This window comes from Mesorhizobium sp. CA16, from assembly GCF_020165175.1.
Classification (GTDB): Bacteria; Pseudomonadota; Alphaproteobacteria; order Rhizobiales; family Rhizobiaceae; genus Mesorhizobium.
The window spans coordinates 151,000-165,522 of record NZ_JAIUHP010000017.1 but is presented as its reverse complement, the minus strand read 5'-3'; the positions used below and the strand labels follow the sequence as shown (position 1 = coordinate 165,522).

14 protein-coding genes are annotated in these 14,523 nt (G+C 62.9%); 6 read left to right on the top strand and 8 right to left on the bottom strand.

Annotated elements, in window-relative coordinates; genetic code table 11:
* Both LB525_RS22795 and LB525_RS22790 read left to right on the top strand, forming a co-directional pair.
* On the top strand, positions 1 to 706 hold a 706-nt coding region (locus tag LB525_RS22795; protein ID WP_224547437.1), incomplete at its 5' end, for a hypothetical protein.
* 269 nt (positions 707 to 975) lie between these two features.
* A complete protein-coding gene (locus LB525_RS22790; protein ID WP_224547435.1) occupies positions 976 to 1,170 on the top strand; it encodes a hypothetical protein in 195 nt (64 codons plus the stop codon).
* Between the two features lie 72 nt (positions 1,171 to 1,242).
* Here LB525_RS22790 and LB525_RS22785 read toward each other — a convergent pair whose 3' ends face one another.
* The gene (locus tag LB525_RS22785; RefSeq protein ID WP_224547434.1) at positions 1,243 to 2,451 is read right to left on the bottom strand and encodes a tyrosine-type recombinase/integrase; all 1,209 of its coding nucleotides are present in this window, start codon (positions 2,449 to 2,451) and stop codon (positions 1,243 to 1,245) included.
* A 252-nt stretch (positions 2,452 to 2,703) separates the two neighbouring features.
* The gene (locus LB525_RS22780; RefSeq protein ID WP_224547433.1) at positions 2,704 to 3,840 is read right to left on the bottom strand and encodes a hypothetical protein; all 1,137 of its coding nucleotides are present in this window, start codon (positions 3,838 to 3,840) and stop codon (positions 2,704 to 2,706) included.
* A gap of 87 nt (positions 3,841 to 3,927) precedes the next feature.
* On the opposite strand from LB525_RS22780, the gene LB525_RS22775 reads away from it, so the two are divergent.
* Positions 3,928 to 4,911, top strand: coding sequence for a DUF1186 domain-containing protein (locus LB525_RS22775; RefSeq protein WP_224547432.1), 984 nt, complete (start codon positions 3,928 to 3,930; stop codon positions 4,909 to 4,911).
* Between the two features lie 216 nt (positions 4,912 to 5,127).
* Here the strand turns inward: LB525_RS22775 and LB525_RS22770 are convergent, their stop codons facing one another.
* Positions 5,128 to 5,883: an MBL fold metallo-hydrolase gene (locus LB525_RS22770; RefSeq protein ID WP_224547429.1), complete on the bottom strand. Its 756-nt coding sequence runs from the start codon at positions 5,881 to 5,883 to the stop codon at positions 5,128 to 5,130.
* Positions 5,884 to 6,027: 144 nt separating this feature from the next.
* On the opposite strand from LB525_RS22770, the gene LB525_RS22765 reads away from it, so the two are divergent.
* Positions 6,028 to 6,600, top strand: coding sequence for a TetR/AcrR family transcriptional regulator (locus LB525_RS22765; protein WP_224547427.1), 573 nt, complete (start codon positions 6,028 to 6,030; stop codon positions 6,598 to 6,600).
* A 41-nt stretch (positions 6,601 to 6,641) separates the two neighbouring features.
* Here LB525_RS22765 and recQ read toward each other — a convergent pair whose 3' ends face one another.
* Positions 6,642 to 8,477 carry a DNA helicase RecQ gene (gene recQ, locus LB525_RS22760; RefSeq protein ID WP_224547425.1) on the bottom strand — a complete coding sequence of 612 codons (1,836 nt, stop codon included), beginning with the start codon at positions 8,475 to 8,477 and terminating at the stop codon, positions 6,642 to 6,644.
* Positions 8,477 to 10,123 carry a sulfotransferase gene (locus LB525_RS22755; protein ID WP_224547415.1) on the bottom strand — a complete coding sequence of 549 codons (1,647 nt, stop codon included), beginning with the start codon at positions 10,121 to 10,123 and terminating at the stop codon, positions 8,477 to 8,479. The genes recQ and LB525_RS22755 overlap by 1 nt, the downstream gene beginning before the upstream one ends.
* 451 nt (positions 10,124 to 10,574) lie before the next feature.
* Here LB525_RS22755 and LB525_RS22750 point away from each other — a divergent pair, with 451 nt between their 5' ends.
* Together LB525_RS22750 and LB525_RS22745 are read left to right on the top strand one after the other, a co-directional pair.
* Positions 10,575 to 11,201 (top strand): LysE family translocator, encoded by a 627-nt coding sequence (locus LB525_RS22750; RefSeq protein WP_095769717.1) that lies wholly within the window; start codon positions 10,575 to 10,577, stop codon positions 11,199 to 11,201.
* Positions 11,202 to 11,420: 219 nt separating this feature from the next.
* Entirely contained in the window at positions 11,421 to 12,482 is a 1,062-nt protein-coding gene (locus LB525_RS22745; protein ID WP_224547413.1) for a glycosyltransferase family 9 protein, read from the top strand.
* A 15-nt stretch (positions 12,483 to 12,497) separates the two neighbouring features.
* Here the strand turns inward: LB525_RS22745 and LB525_RS22740 are convergent, their stop codons facing one another.
* The 3 genes from LB525_RS22740 to kduI form a co-directional block, all read right to left on the bottom strand.
* Complete coding sequence (locus LB525_RS22740; RefSeq protein ID WP_140697907.1) at positions 12,498 to 12,830, bottom strand: cupin domain-containing protein; 333 nt, start codon at positions 12,828 to 12,830, stop codon at positions 12,498 to 12,500.
* Positions 12,831 to 12,900: 70 nt separating this feature from the next.
* On the bottom strand, positions 12,901 to 13,668 hold the full coding sequence (gene kduD, locus LB525_RS22735) for a 2-dehydro-3-deoxy-D-gluconate 5-dehydrogenase KduD (protein WP_224547411.1): 768 nt from the start codon (positions 13,666 to 13,668) through the stop codon (positions 12,901 to 12,903).
* Positions 13,665 to 14,510: a 5-dehydro-4-deoxy-D-glucuronate isomerase gene (gene kduI, locus LB525_RS22730; protein WP_224547409.1), complete on the bottom strand. Its 846-nt coding sequence runs from the start codon at positions 14,508 to 14,510 to the stop codon at positions 13,665 to 13,667. Before kduI ends, kduD begins: the two co-directional genes overlap by 4 nt.
* Positions 14,511 to 14,523 lie beyond the last annotated feature (13 nt).

Sequence of the window (14,523 nt, the reverse complement as noted above, 5' to 3'; positions counted from 1 at the left end):
CACCCCCACGATACCCATCATCCTAGGCAGCGATGTTCGCGCCGAGGAGCGATGCATGAGTGTTCCTATTATCCCGTCGAGCGACCGACCCCCCAGACGAGAAATCCGCGATAGTCTTGATCGCGCATGGGCTCACTATGAGCAAAGCTGGGTGAAGACTGTCATCGACGATCAAATACTGCTGACACTGAACTGGCTGCGTTCGAGAGAAGGTTCGTACGACCATATGGGCGGCTTGCATGAGAACGTACCCTGGTGGCCTGCAGTTTCCTTCACCGAGGACCCAATCATTTTGGTCACTCGACTGACTGCCTTGCCTTCAAGCGCCTTTGAACACGGGCTTTTGCATTTTATGAAGGGGCTGGAGCGGCGGAAGGCTTTGCTGTTTCCGTTGGGGAGAACACACATCGCGGAGCTCGTGCGCCCTGCATTACCCTCTCTCATCCGGGAAGCGGTGGTCTGGCACCACGGAATCAAGCCGAGCACATGCGTGAGCCTGAAGAAGCTCGCCGAGCTTCTGAACTTCAGCCCCAACACCAAGATCACGAAAGCGCGACCTCGGCTGGACCGCCTCTGCGATCTCGGCCTGCTCAACGGCCGTCACCGCGGTGAATACTCGGTTTCTCTAGGACCAGTCGGAGACGCCTTCTACACGAAAGTGTTTGTCCCGATCGTCTCTGAGGTCAACGTCAACCCGCTAAACTGAAGGAAAGAACCATGGCCTATCCACGTATTGTGTTCGCCATAATTGCTATGTCCTTGATGGTCGTCGCGATCCCGCCAAATGCCGCTGCGGGTACCGGGCAGGGAACAGTTGTTAGAATGTCTGAATGAACCGCCCCCTCGGAATCGGGCATACTATGGTGCCCGTATCTCCGTTTGAAATCCGACGATCTGGCGAAAGGGCGCCTCGGCGCGTTTGCTCCCCCAGGCCGAACCACCTATATGCTTAGCGGGATAGCATTGGAGGAAAGAATGCCTGCCTTCTCGATATCGTGGCTAACCCCCAGCGGGTCGGCATCTGCCAGCGCGGACAACCCGGAAGACGCTCTTCAAATCCTACGGGACCTCGGCCACGAAGCGATAAAGCCAATCATCAAAGATGACCGTGGGCAACGGCTGAAAATCGATGATTTGATCATGCTTAAGGCGATAGCGGACGCCAAATAAGTGTCCGCTTCAGAGCTGGTTCCAAAGTGGGCCAACTTGAAGCCAAGGCGAAGATTGCACTGCCGCTCAGTTCTACCGGCCTGTTCCAAGTTTCTCCAATCTTATAATATTTCCAGTCCTTGCCCCGCGCAGATAGTCCGACCAAGCTTGCATTAGCTTGCGCCGCTTCTCGATGGCATCCGCTCGGCGATAAGCCCGCTCCACCGCGTTACCAATTTCATGTGCCAGAGCGGCCTCCGCCAGGTCCCGGGGAAACGTCGTTTTGTCTCCCGCCCAGTCTCTGAAAGACGATCGGAAGCCATGGACCGTCACATCAACCTCCAGGCGACGCAGCAGCATTTCCATCGCCGACGTCGATAGGGAGTGATCTTTTTTCTGCCCAGGAAAGACGAAATCAGACACCCTCGAATCATAAAGGCTTTTGACAAGGCTTAGGGCACGATCGGACAACGGCACCCGGTGTTCCTTGGCCGCCTTCATCCGCTCGGCGGGGATCGTCCAAAGACCGGCGACTAGGTCAATCTCGGCCCATTTCGCACCATAAACCTCCCCCGACCGCGCAGCTGTTAGGATAAGGAACTCCAAGGCTCGTGCTGCCATCGCTTCTGCGGACCGAAGCCGCACGACGAATGCCGGAACCTGATGAAAGGCCATCGCGGCATGATGACCACGCGTCAGCTTCCTTCTTGCCGGCAGCACATTCTTTAGATGACCGCGCCACAGGGCGGGATTTTCCCCTTCCCTCCAACCCTTGGTCTTTGCGAAATCCAAGACACGCTCGATCCGCCCTCGCAGCCGAGAAGCTGTCTCCGGCTTAGTCGTCCAGATCGGTTTCAGCACCTGCAAGACCTCCTCGGTGCCGATCATCGAGACCCGCTTCGTGCGGATCGACTTGCAATACTCTTCAAGCGTCATCTTCCATTGCGCGCGGTGCTTCTCATTCCGCCAAGAGCCCTCCATTGACGTCAGGAATTTATCGGCGCACTCCCCGAAGGTAGGTTCGGCTTCCTTTGCTCGTTCGGCAATTGGGTCTCGCCCCTCCGCGACTGCCGCGCGGTACTCGGTGGCTTTCGCTCTCGCTTTCGCCAGTGACACCGCTGGGTAGGCGCCCAGGCCCATTTCCCGCCGCTTGCTGCCGGCTGGTGTCCACATGAAGAGCCACGACTTAGTGCCGACGGCAGACACGTTGAGATACAGGCCGCCCCCGTCGCTATGACGGCCAGGGTTCCACTTATCTGACTTGACTTTCACGTCCGTCAGTTTTTGAAGCGAACGGGCCATCGTCCCCACTTTCTTCCCCACTTCATTTCGCGGACAATAGGGAACATTGGCGAACGATGGAAGACACATGCCACCAAAAGCCCTTTTGAATCTCGGGCTTCTAAGAACGACGGGGAACAGCGGAGAACGCTAGTATGGCGGACTCCCTCTCCGCCATCCTGCATTGCGCCGCGCGCTTCGCAGGACCAGCGCTAGTGACTTGCGCAGATGCCCTGCGAGGCCTCGGCTAAGGAAGGCAAGCGTGGGGAAAAACTATCCCAGCGCCACCAGGCGTTCGAGGAAGCGCCCCTTCCCTGCGTGGCGCTCCCGGAGCGACTGAAGCCGGAGACGGAAATCCTCGGTGCTGCCCTGTTTTTCGGCAAGCGCCAATAGATCGGAAAGGAGCGCCGCTGCTTTATCGTAGCCGGCGGGGTTGCGCCGCCCGATCTCGACCTCGACCTCTTCCCAGACATTTTCACCCCGCTGGCGAAGGACCTCGACCCGGATATCGCGGGCCTTCTCAGCCGCTTCCGCTTGCAGTCGCCGCTGCGCTTCCGCCAGCGCCGCCTCGGCGCGCTTGCGGGAAAGGCGGATTTCTTCGGCCCGCGCCTGCAGATCCGCTGCTGTGCGCAAAGGGCCAGGCGAGATTGTCGTTTCGGGTTCCAGACGTGCCCGAATCATGGCCCGCAACTCGGCGGACATATTCGGCTCGCCATTGAAAACCCGCATGAGCAGACTGGTTTTCTCGACGTCGCTCATCGCCGCGACCACCCGCCGGGCGATATCCGGTGCCGCGCCATCGGGACCCGTTGTCGCGCTTCGCTCAGCCGCCGCCCGGACGAGATCGCGATCGATGCCGAAGAACTCGGCGAACGCTTCGAGCGCCTCGGTCAGCGGTCCGATTCCCGGCATCGGCTCCGGCTCATCGGGTTCAATCGCGTCCGCTTCGACAGCCATCAACCAAAGCAGATAGAAAAGCCGAAGATCGCCGGCGAGCAAGTCGGCCCGCAACGGCGCCAAGGCCGAGAGCCAACCTGAGTCGTCGTCGTCCAGGTACTCGAACTCCAACTCGTCGCGCGCGATGCTTATAATGATATTCTCACCAGCGACCCTGAGCATGACGTCGTCGGTCGCTCCAAGGAAGGCGCCCACGCGATCCCGATCAACCAGCCGAGCCGGCAGCTTGATCATCAGGCGGCGGGAACCCCAATTGGCCCAATAAAGATGAAGATCGAACCAGCGCTCCATGAGCTCGTCCGGATCGCCCTTGAAATCCCCCCACTCGTAGAAATTGGTGAAGCTTGTGGCGGTGATCCGCGCCCGCGATGACAAATCGCGAAGCACGTGGCGATCCGCGTTGCCAAGGGGACGGTCGACCGCCTGGAATTCATAATATTGGTATTCGCTCATCCTCGCTCTCAGGATTGACACAAGTGTGTGGCTGGGGGATCGGTAGCATACCGCCGGGCCGGGGCTCCATCGACGCGACTGGACGCGATGAAAAAAGAAGATCTGGAAAAGCTGCTTTCCGACGACAGCAGCGACTTCAAACTGTTTCCGATAGACCGCTATCTCCATGCCGTGGCGACTGAACGGCAGGTGCCGGATCTCGCACTCGCGGTCTGCACGATCAGGATAGAAGAATCAGCGCCTGCGCTGCGCATGGTCCTTGAACGCGCCGCCAACGGACAGCCTTTGTCGGACGATGAAGAGATGCTGCTCTTCAGGGGCGTGTATATCCTCGGCGGCGCCCGCGACACCCAGGCATGCCAAGCTTTGCTGCGTCTGCTGCGCCGCCCTGGGAAGGAAGCCGACCGGCTGCTTGGCGACGCCATAACCGAAACCTTGTCGCGCATCATCGTAGGCGTATTCGACGGCGACGCCGGCGCGCTGTTCGACATCATTGCCGAACGCTCCGGCGACGAATTCATCCGCGATGCGGCGTTTGGCGCGGTGACCTTTTTGACCTGGGAAGGTCGCATCGAGCGCGACCGGACAAGGGATTTCGTGGAACGGTTCTACAGGGAGAGGCTGGCCGACGACTGGGATTACGTGTGGGTCGGCTGGCTGCAAGCCATCGCGATGCTTGCCTTGCGAGACCTCGTTCCGCTTGCCTACAGCGCTTGGGATGAGGGCCTGATCCCGGAAGATGCGCTTGAACGCAGTGATTTCGAAAGCGACCTGCGGGAAGCCGAGCAGCAACCGGGCGACATCGGCCGGTTCGATCGCGCCAGTCTGAGTTACATCGAGGATGTCCTTGTGGCGCTGGATTGGACCCGCGGCCTTGACGATGACGACGACTTCGAGTTCGGCGACGACGAATTCGATCTTGACGAGGACGAGGATGGGCAAGCCTCACGGCTGGACCTGGCCTTCACCAGCGTCACACCGGCCACCAACCCCTGGCGCGACGTCGGGCGCAACGATCCGTGCCCTTGTGGAAGCGGCAAGAAATTCAAGAAATGTTGCCTTGCCAGCTGATTGGCGATCCTTCGCGAAGATGGCCTCCGAAGCCTTGGCGAAGGAGGCCGCTCATTCATTTCAGGTTACGCATTCGCGCGGCGCCCTTCGCAGGACTGACATCCTGAGCCCGAAGCAGGATGCGGCATAGGAAGCCGGCGTTCGGGCAGGTGCGCCCCTGACGGCCGCAAACGCCGGTGATCCGGCAGTCCGTCTTTGTGCCCTCTACGGGCGCGCTCATGCTGCCAGCCTCTGCATGGCTTCGGCCATCTGAGCCGAGACACGGCGGTCGTAGTCCTCGGCAAGCGCCCGCAGGGCCGCAGCCCCGTCGCCGGAAAACGACGGGCCATGCATGAGCGCCAGAGTGCGTGGCGCGAGCTTGGCAAGCTCGCGGATGGTCGTGCCCATGCCGGGATTGAGTGCCGAATATTTGAACAGATCCTCGGCGGCGATCGCCGGGCCGACAACATCGCCGTCGGTCAGCGCGCGGTCGTTGCCGAGTTGGGTGAACAGATCGCCGCAGAGCAGGGTGCCGGTCGATTCCTCGTACATGACGCCGGCGTCCCAACCATGCGGCGTGTGCGGTGTATCGATGAAGCGCACGCGCTTGCCGCCGCCGATGTCGATCACCTCGCCATCCTTCAGCACCCGCGGCGCACGATCCGCGAAATCGTTGAGCGACACGTGGACGCCTGTCTGTCCGTGCGCGGCCGTTGCTTGCGGCGCAACGGTGAGCCATTCGTTCATGGCGCCGCATTCGTCGGATTCGAAATGGCCAAATCCAATCCAGCGAAGACGCTCCGGCGGGATGATGCGGGCAAGCGCGTCGCGGTTGAGCGCGAACATCTTCCGCAGACCGGTGTGGAACATGAGCGGCTCATCGCCCATGACCAGGAACTGGTTGAAGGTGAAGCCGACGGGCGGAGCAATATCCGGTACATAGGTCGATAGGCGGTAGATGCCCTCGGCGATTTCGTCGATTTTCGTTTCCATGGAATTTCCTCCAAAACAATGGTTGCGTTCCCTCTCCCGGTTGATCCCGGGCTGGACTTCGAATCAAAATCGAAGTACATATGTGTGTAGCGAAATATTAGAGCCCTGTCAATAATGGGTGCACATGCGTGTGCATTTAAATAGATGACCCGCAAATACACCCTTAAACGCCGTGCCGAGCAGCAGGCGGAAACCCGGCGGCGCATCGTCGAAGCTGCGATCGACCTGCACGGTAGCGTTGGTCCCGCAGCAACGACCTTCAGCTTGGTCGCCGAGCGTGCCGGCGTTCAGCGACACACGCTCTACGCCCACTTCCCCAATGAGCGCAGCCTGCTGCAGGCCTGCTCGAGCACGCACATCGAGACGCATCCGCTGCCGAGCCCTGAGCCGTGGCGAGTTGTGGCCGACCCAGGCGAACGGATGCGGATTGCGCTGTTGGCGATCTATGAATGGTACGGGCGCAATGAAAGCGTGGTGGCCAGCGTGTTGCGCGACGCCGAACATCACCCGCCAACCCGGGAGGCTGTCGAGACGAGCATCGGCCGGTATTTCGCGACCTGCCAGGGAGTGCTCGGCGAAGGCCTTGGCGGCAGCCAGCGAGCGTTGCTACGGGTGGCGCTGAGCTTCTTCACCTGGCGCACGCTGGTGCGCGAAGCTGGCCTGCAGCCCGTTGAAGCCGTAAACGCCATGGTTCAGGCCGTCCAAGGCGTGGGTTAAGCGGCAGACTCCGGCGGCAGTAGGCTGAGATGTGCGTGTTGTCAGCTTTCTGACGGGTGCGCCGCGATCGCACTCAAAAACGCCTCCCCGAACTCCTTGAGCTTCGCTGCACCCACGCCGTTCACCTCGGCGAAGTCGTCGAGGTCGCGCGGACGGCGCTCGGCCATGTCGATCAGCGTGCGGTCGGAGAACACCACATAGGCAGGCACCTGGCGTTCCTTGGCAAGCCGCAGCCGCAGCGTCTTGAGCGCGGCCAGCAAGGAAGTGTCCACGCCCTCGCCCGTGGCAGAGCCTTGCGCGGCACGCTTCCTGCCGCGCGCCAGACGGTCCCGGCCTTCGACACGATACTCGAACGCAACCTCGCCGCGGCCGAGCGCGCGGCCGCTTTCCGAGATGGCGAGGCCGCCATGGCCGTCGGGATCCGGCACCAGGAAGCCGCCGGCGACAAGTTGCCGGATGAGCGACAGCCAGACCGGCTTCCGGTGCATGATGCCGGTCCTGAAGCTGGCGAGCTGCTGATGGCCTCTGGCCAGCACCTTTTCGGTCTCGTGGCCGAGCAGGATGTCGATGACATGGGCGGCGCCGAAGCGCTCGCCGCTCTGCACGACGGCCGCGAGGATGATCCGCGCCTCCGCCCCGCCATCGGCGCGCGGCGCCTGGTCGAGGCAGTTGTCGCAATTGCCGCAGGCTTGCGCCTCCTCGCCGAAATAGCCGAGCAGCACCTGGCGCCGGCACTGCGCCGTCTCGCAATAGCCGATCAGCGTGTCTAGCCGGCGATGCGCCCTTCTTTTGTGCTCGGGCGAGGTATCCTCGTCGTCGATGAACATCCGGCGCGTGCGGATGTCGCCGGCGCCGTAGAGCATATGCGCTTCCGCCGCCCGGCCGTCGCGGCCGGCGCGGCCGATCTCCTGGTAATAGGCCTCTAGGCTGCCGGGCAGATCGGTGTGGAAGACATAGGCGACGTCGGGCTTGTCGATGCCCATGCCGAAGGCGATGGTCGCCACCATGACGACGCCCGACAGGCTCATGAAGGTGTTTTGGTTCGCCTCCCGCGCCTCCTTGCTCATGCCGGCGTGGTAGGCGAGCGCGCGCACGCCGTTCTTCTCCAGGAAAGCCGCCATTTCTTCCGTCTTGCGGCGCGACAGGCAATAGATGATGCCGCTCTTGCCCTGGTGACGCTCGATGAAGCGCAACAGCTGGCGCTTGCTGTCCTGCTTGGGCTCTATCGCCAGCTTGATATTAGGCCGGTCGAAGCCCAGCACCAGGGTTTCGGCGCGCCCGGCAAACAGCCGCGCTTCGATGTCGGCGCGCGTGGCCTCGTCCGCCGTCGCCGTCAGCGCGATGATGGGCACCTGCGGAAACACGCCGCGCAACTGCGACAGGTCTTCATATTCGCGCCGGAAGGCCGGTCCCCATTGCGAGATGCAATGCGCCTCGTCGATGGCGATCAGGCCGACATCGAGCCGGGACAGGGCTTCGAGCATCCGCTCCGTCATCAGCCGCTCCGGCGCCATATAGAGCAGCCGCGTCTGCCCGGACGCCACGCGGCGCCAGGCAGCGACATTGGCGTCGCGGTCGAGCGAGGAATTGATGGTGTCGGCGGCCACGCCGGCAAGGCGCAAGGCGGCGACCTGGTCCTGCATCAGCGCCACCAGCGGCGACACCACGATGGTAAGCCCGCCTTTGACCAGCGCCGGAACCTGATAGCAGAGCGATTTGCCGGCGCCTGTCGGCATCACCGCCAGCACATGCCGCCCGGACAGCAACGCCTCGATCACGGTCGCTTGCCCGGGGCGAAAATCGTCGAAGCCGAACACATCCTTCAGGACGCGCCGCTTGTGATCCTCGGCCCGGATGCTCACTGCCTGCGCCGGCATCACCGCGCCGTTCCCGCGTTCAAGGTGTAGGCCGGCATTTCGTAGCCGAATTCGTGGCAGAAGCTCTCCACGCGGGCGAGGAACGCCGCTGGCAGGCCATGCAGGTAGGTCTGGAATTCTTCATTGCGCTCCCATTTTCTCAGCGACGTCGGCCGTATCGGATTGTCCGCATCGCGGCTATAAAGCGTGACCGGTGAAAGACCGAACGACCGGGCGATCCTGCCCTGGACGATATCGGGTTCGGCGATCAATTCCTCATAGCGCAGATAGAAAACGGCTCTTTCGGGTTGAGCCTTTCTAAGGCGCATCAGCCCGTCATACTCCGCCTCCCAGCGCTCGGTCGTTACGTGAAAACGCCGTTCGTTCACCGTCTCTGGATGGGAGCTTGTGAGCACGTCGAAAGGATGCCGCACGCAATAGATCAATCCGACCGAGCCAGGCAGATGCTCGATGTCCTTATGGCTCTCATAGGTGCGTTTGACGACCAGATTGACTTCGGGGCGATCCAGTTCGAGCAGCGCCTGATACGGCGCTTCGTCCCTATGAACATAGATATCGTCGAAACACGCCATCAAACGACGGCTTAGCGTGGTTCCGCTGCGAGCACAGCCGGCAATGAAGATTCTTTTGCGAAACGTCATTGCCGAGGGCAGCCGGGGCGCAGCCTTGCGCAAGCGCCAGAACAGTCGTCTTGCGCCACGGCGTAGAGTGGTCGCCGGCATCCGGGCTGCTTTGCCAGGAACGTCCCTCGACGTGATCTCGGCCAAGGCGATGCCGCTCTCTCCGGCAACGGCGTAGAGCAGCCAGGTGCGGCCTCTCTCCTCGAAAATCGCAGGATCGCGCAACGCGTTCTCCGCGCCTTCGGCCGGTCCGTCCCGGCTGGGGCAAACCGGCAGGCCCGCGCCTTCGAAGTCCGTCTGCGGTCGCAGCAGTTCGGTCTCGCCTTTGACCGTCCAGCCTCTCCAGTCCTCGGCGAGATCGATCGTGCCGTGAAGTATCCGTTCCGGCGCGTCGCCCCTGCGCGTGTAAAAGACCCGCAGCCAGCGACCGGATTTCTGCAGTGCAAGATGCCTCGGGGTGGGAAGATGCTTCATGCCGGACAGAACGACCGCACCCCGTTCGAAATCGGAGATGCCGGTCCTGGAGCGGAAGACGGTGATGGCTCCTGTCCCGAGAAGACCGTACCACCACTGATCGTGGCGGAAGAACCGGGCATAGGAAGGCCCGAGCGGCTCGGAAAGCGGATTGAAATGAAGGCCGTCAGTGGATGTCGCGGCAAAGGTCGTCTGGCCTTCTCCGCCTTTTGCCGGTCCGTGAAAATACATAACGAAGCGGCGATTCTGCTGATCGACATGAACGTCGGGAGACGCGATGTGGCCTTTGATGAACGGACATTGAGCGAGGGACAGTACCCCGCCGGGATGGATGCGCCACGGGCCTTCGATCGAATCGGCGTAGGCGAGGCGAATATAGGAACCCCCGTGATCGGCGAAATAGAGATAGTAGGCGCCCTGCCGCCCCGGCGCCCAGTCCGGCATGCCGATAAGCGACGGCCCGTTGATGTTGATCCCATCGCCGCCGGGCAACATGTCCGGCGTCACAATAAGCCCAAGCCGGCTCGCGATGAGAATGGGTGGCGCGATCATGCGGCAGGCTGCTTCCGGTCGCCGATTCCATCCTGGCGACAAGCGCGCCTGTCGTGGAGCCTGCACGTTTCAGCCCGGCATCGCCGGGTCTCACATGTCGCTTGCTCTTCCAAGCCAGCCCCCTTGATCTTGCCGGCGCCTGGGGCAGGCGCCTTGGCTCGATTGCCGATCCGGCATCGTTCGGCCTTGTCGTCTCGATACAACGACGTGCATTGAAACGGAAGGTCAAAGCAATGCCGCTGTCCATTCGCGGCGGCTTCGAACGACAGGGCTGTGGGATAGGGTGCGCTTGCGACGAAATCACCGAAGCCTGGAGGGCCGTCACGGCATTCCGCTCGAATCGCTGCGATCGCCGACTTCGCCGCCCGAGAGTTCCCCCGGCCCGTTCTGCGGTGCTATAACGCCGAGCCGCTCCGATGAAGGGCGGCGGCGAGGCAAAAGGAGCCTTGGCATGATCGATCCCGCGACGCTCGTCACCTACATCGCGGTCGTGTTCGGCTTCGTCTTCATCCCGGGGCCGGCGACGCTGCTCACGGTCGCGCGGGCGACGAGCTCGGGCACGAAGGTCGGCATCGCCACCGGCGCCGGTGTCGCGGCTGGCGACGTGATCCACACCGTCATGGCCATCGTCGGCATCTCGGCCGTCATCGCCGCTTCGGCGATGCTGTTCAGCATCGTCAAATATATCGGCGCGGCCTATCTCGTTTATCTCGGCATCCGCGCCATTTTCGAAAAGGCGCCGGCAGACCTGGCGGCCACGACGCTCCCCATTTCCGCGGGCCGGGCCTTCCGGCAGGCGATCCTGACCGAAGTGCTCAATCCGAAGACCGCGCTGTTCTTCCTGGCCTTCCTGCCGCAATTCGTGCACCCGCAAGGTGGTTTCGTGGTGCTGCAGCTGATGCAGCTTGGCATCATCTTTGTTCTGCTCGGGCTCTTCAGCACGGCCGTCTTCGCCGTCAGCGCGGGCGGCCTGGGTTCCTTCCTGCGCCGCAATCCGGCGGTGCTGAAATGGCAGGGCAAGGTGGTCGGCGGCATCTATTGCGCGCTCGGCATACGCCTTGCGCTGCAGCAGCGCTGAAACGCTTCACCCGGCGGCGCCGGTCCCAGGCAGGCATGTCATAGCTGAATTCGCGACAGAAGGCCCGCATGGCCGGCGTCGGCGGGGTGACGAGATCGCGCTTTCTTTATAAAAGAAACCAAGCATATTCTTGCAGAACTCAGCCGGAGGCTTGCTGATATTATTCTTCCGCAGTCGTCCTGCTTCTCCGACACCCCAGCAATGGAACCCGTCTCCGCCATGGATTCATCCGCGCCCGCGCTGATATTCTATGCCCGCAACGACGCGCTTGGCGACGGCTTGCTGCGGATTCCGGCCCTGCGGGCGGCGAGGACGGCCTTTCCGCAAAGCCGTGTCGTCTACGGCGCCATGCGCGGCTCATCGCTCTCGCATGCGTTGCACAAGCATGTCGCGCATCTCGTCGACGATTTCAGGACGAAGACGCCGCTTTCAGCCATCCTCGCCGAATTCGCGCCGCGCGGCCGCAAAGCCATCGTCGTCGATCTGCGCACCGGCGTGCCGGGCCTCATCCTCACGGCTCTTCGACTTGCAGGCCGGGGCATCCGCTACGAAGCGAACTTTGCCGGCCATCTTCTGTCGCTGCGCTGGGGCACGCGGTTGACGCTGCGGCCGGAACACAATGCCTGGCGCTACCACCGGCTGGTCGAGCGTCTGGCGGGGCGGCATCTGCCTTTCGATCACAGGCTCGATGTGCCGGACGCTACGCGGGCTCTGGCGCGCCAGTTGCGCGGCGGTTGCGGCCGTCCGCTTGTCCTGCTTGGCGGCAATGCCCATGGCAGGAAGTGCATGAGCGAAGATCAGGTGGTGACCGTTGCCGGCAATCTCATCGATGCCGGCTACCGAGTGCTGTATCTGGCGACCCCCGGCAGCGGACCGGCGCCACCGGCGCTCCTCGCAAGGGAAGGCCGCCTCCAGGTGGCCGGTCCAGAACTGGCGCCGGACATTGCAAGCTTCGACGATCTCCTGCTTGCGCTGGGCGAGACGGCGGTCGCCTATATCGGCATGGAGGGCGGACTGGCGCATCTGATGGCCGCCGTCATGACGCCGGCGGTGATCGTCAACAACGGCGCCAATATGGAGCGCTGGCGCCCCCTTTCAAACGCGGTCGAAGTCGTCACGGCGCCAAGGCGAGGTCGTTCGGCCTATGTCGCCGACGCGCCGGTCGAGGCCATACTCGAAGCCGCGCATCGCCTGCTCGCGGCAGGCCGCCGCGATCACATGGCGGTCGCAGCGGTTCCGGAAAGGTGTGAAACCGCTCCGGTGCAGTTCGGCGCTCGGTAGAACCGCCGACCTGTCCTAGCCGAGGAAATCGGCCCGGCAAGGCGCAAAGCTGTCGACCAGCCGCCCGGCCTCCAGCGCCTTGACGCCATGCACGAGATTGGACGGCACGATGAAGCTGCTGCCTGTTTCGAGGATCTCCGATCGGCCGTCGACAGTGACCTCGAAGCGACCCTCGGCGACATAGCTTGCCTGGACGTGGGGATGCGAATGCAGCGCGCCGACGCCACCCTTGTCGAAGGCGAACTCGACCATCATCAATTCATCGGTATGCACCAGCACGCGCCGCCTGTTGCCGTCCGGCGTCGGCTCCCAGGCTTTTTCGCCCGCATGCGAAAAGATATCGGTCATCGCTCAGCTTCCGTTCGGCTTGTAAAGCAAATCCAGGCAAGGTCCGGCGCGGTTTTCCGGCGGGAGACGGTCACCGCGCCAACCAGCCGCCATCGACCGGCACCACCGCGCCATGCATATAGTCCGACGCCCGCGCCAGCAGGAACACGGCTGCGTCGCCTATATCGTCGAGCCGGCCCCAGCGCGCCGCGGGGATGCGCCCGAGGATGGCCGCGCTGCGGTCCGGGTCGGCGCGCAGCGCCTCGGTGTTGTTGGTCTCGATATAGCCCGGCGCGATGCCGTTGACGTTGATGCCTTTCGCCGCCCATTCGCAGGCGAGCAGCCTTGTGAGGCCGAGCACGCCGTGCTTCGAGGCCGTATAGGAAGCGACGCGAATGCCGCCCTGGAAACTCAGCACCGAGGCGATATTGACGATCTTGCCGCGCCGTCCGGGCTCCGCCAGCACGCGCCTGGCAAAGCTCTGGCAGAGCCGGAAAACCGTCTTCAAATTGATGTCCATCACCTCGTCCCAATCGGCTTCGCTCAGCTCGACCGCATCGGCGCGCCGGATGATGCCGGCATTGTTGACGAGGCCGTCGAGCCGGCCGCTCTCGCTCCAGACCCGGTCGAGCATGGCGGCCGCCTCGGTCGGATCTCCAAGATCGGTCCTCACCGCTTCGAAGCTGCCGCCCGCGGCCGCGACTTTCGCGGCGGTGTCATCCATCGCCGAACGGCCGACGCCGACCACCAGGCCGCCGGCGCGCGCGATCGACACGGCGATGCCTTGCCCGATGCCGGTGTTGGCGCCGGTGACCAGGATGCGCTTGCCGGTAAGGCTGAAGGCGGAAAGATCGCTCACCGCAATTGATCCATCGCCACCTGATCGACGTCGGTATAGTCGACATTGTCTCCGGCCATCGCCCAGATGAAGGCGTAGTTGGATGTGCCGGCGCCCGAATGGATCGACCAGCCCGGCGACAGCACCGCCTCCTCGCTGCGCATGACGATGTGGCGCGTCTCGTCCGGTTCGCCCATGAAGTGGAAGACGCGCTGCCCTTCCGGCAGATCGAAGTAGAGATACGCTTCCATGCGCCGGTCATGCACATGGCAAGGCATGGTGTTCCACACCGAGCCTGGCGCGAGCTGCGTGATGCCGACGACGAGCTGGCAGGTCTTGACGCCGTCGGCGTGGATGAACTGGAAGATCGAGCGTTCGTTGCTGGTCGCCTGGCTGCCGAGGTCGAGCCGTCTGGCGTCGCCGATGCGGATCAACTGGCTGGGATAGGGCCGATGCGCCGGTGCGCTAAGCAGGTAGAATTTTGCCGGCTTGTCGGGCTCCGCCGAGCCGAACGACACCTGCTCAGCGCCCATGCCGAGATAGACCATGTCGCGCGCCGCCAATTCGTAAGCCACGCCGTCGGCGGTGACGGTGCCGGCGCCGCCTATGTTGACGGCGATCAGTTCGCGGCGGTCGAGGAAAGCCTTGGTTCCGGTCGGCTTGATCGCCTCGAGCGGCAGGATCTTGTCGATAGGCATGGCGCCGCCGACGATCATGCGGTCGTAATGCGTGTAGGTCAGGCTGACGAGGCCCGGCTGGAAAAGCCCCTCGACGTGGAAATGGTGGCGCAGCTCGTCTGTTCCCATGGCCGCGGCGGTGATGGGATCGATGGCGAAGCGCGAGGAAAATTGTGTCTGGTCCATTTCTAGGCCTTGT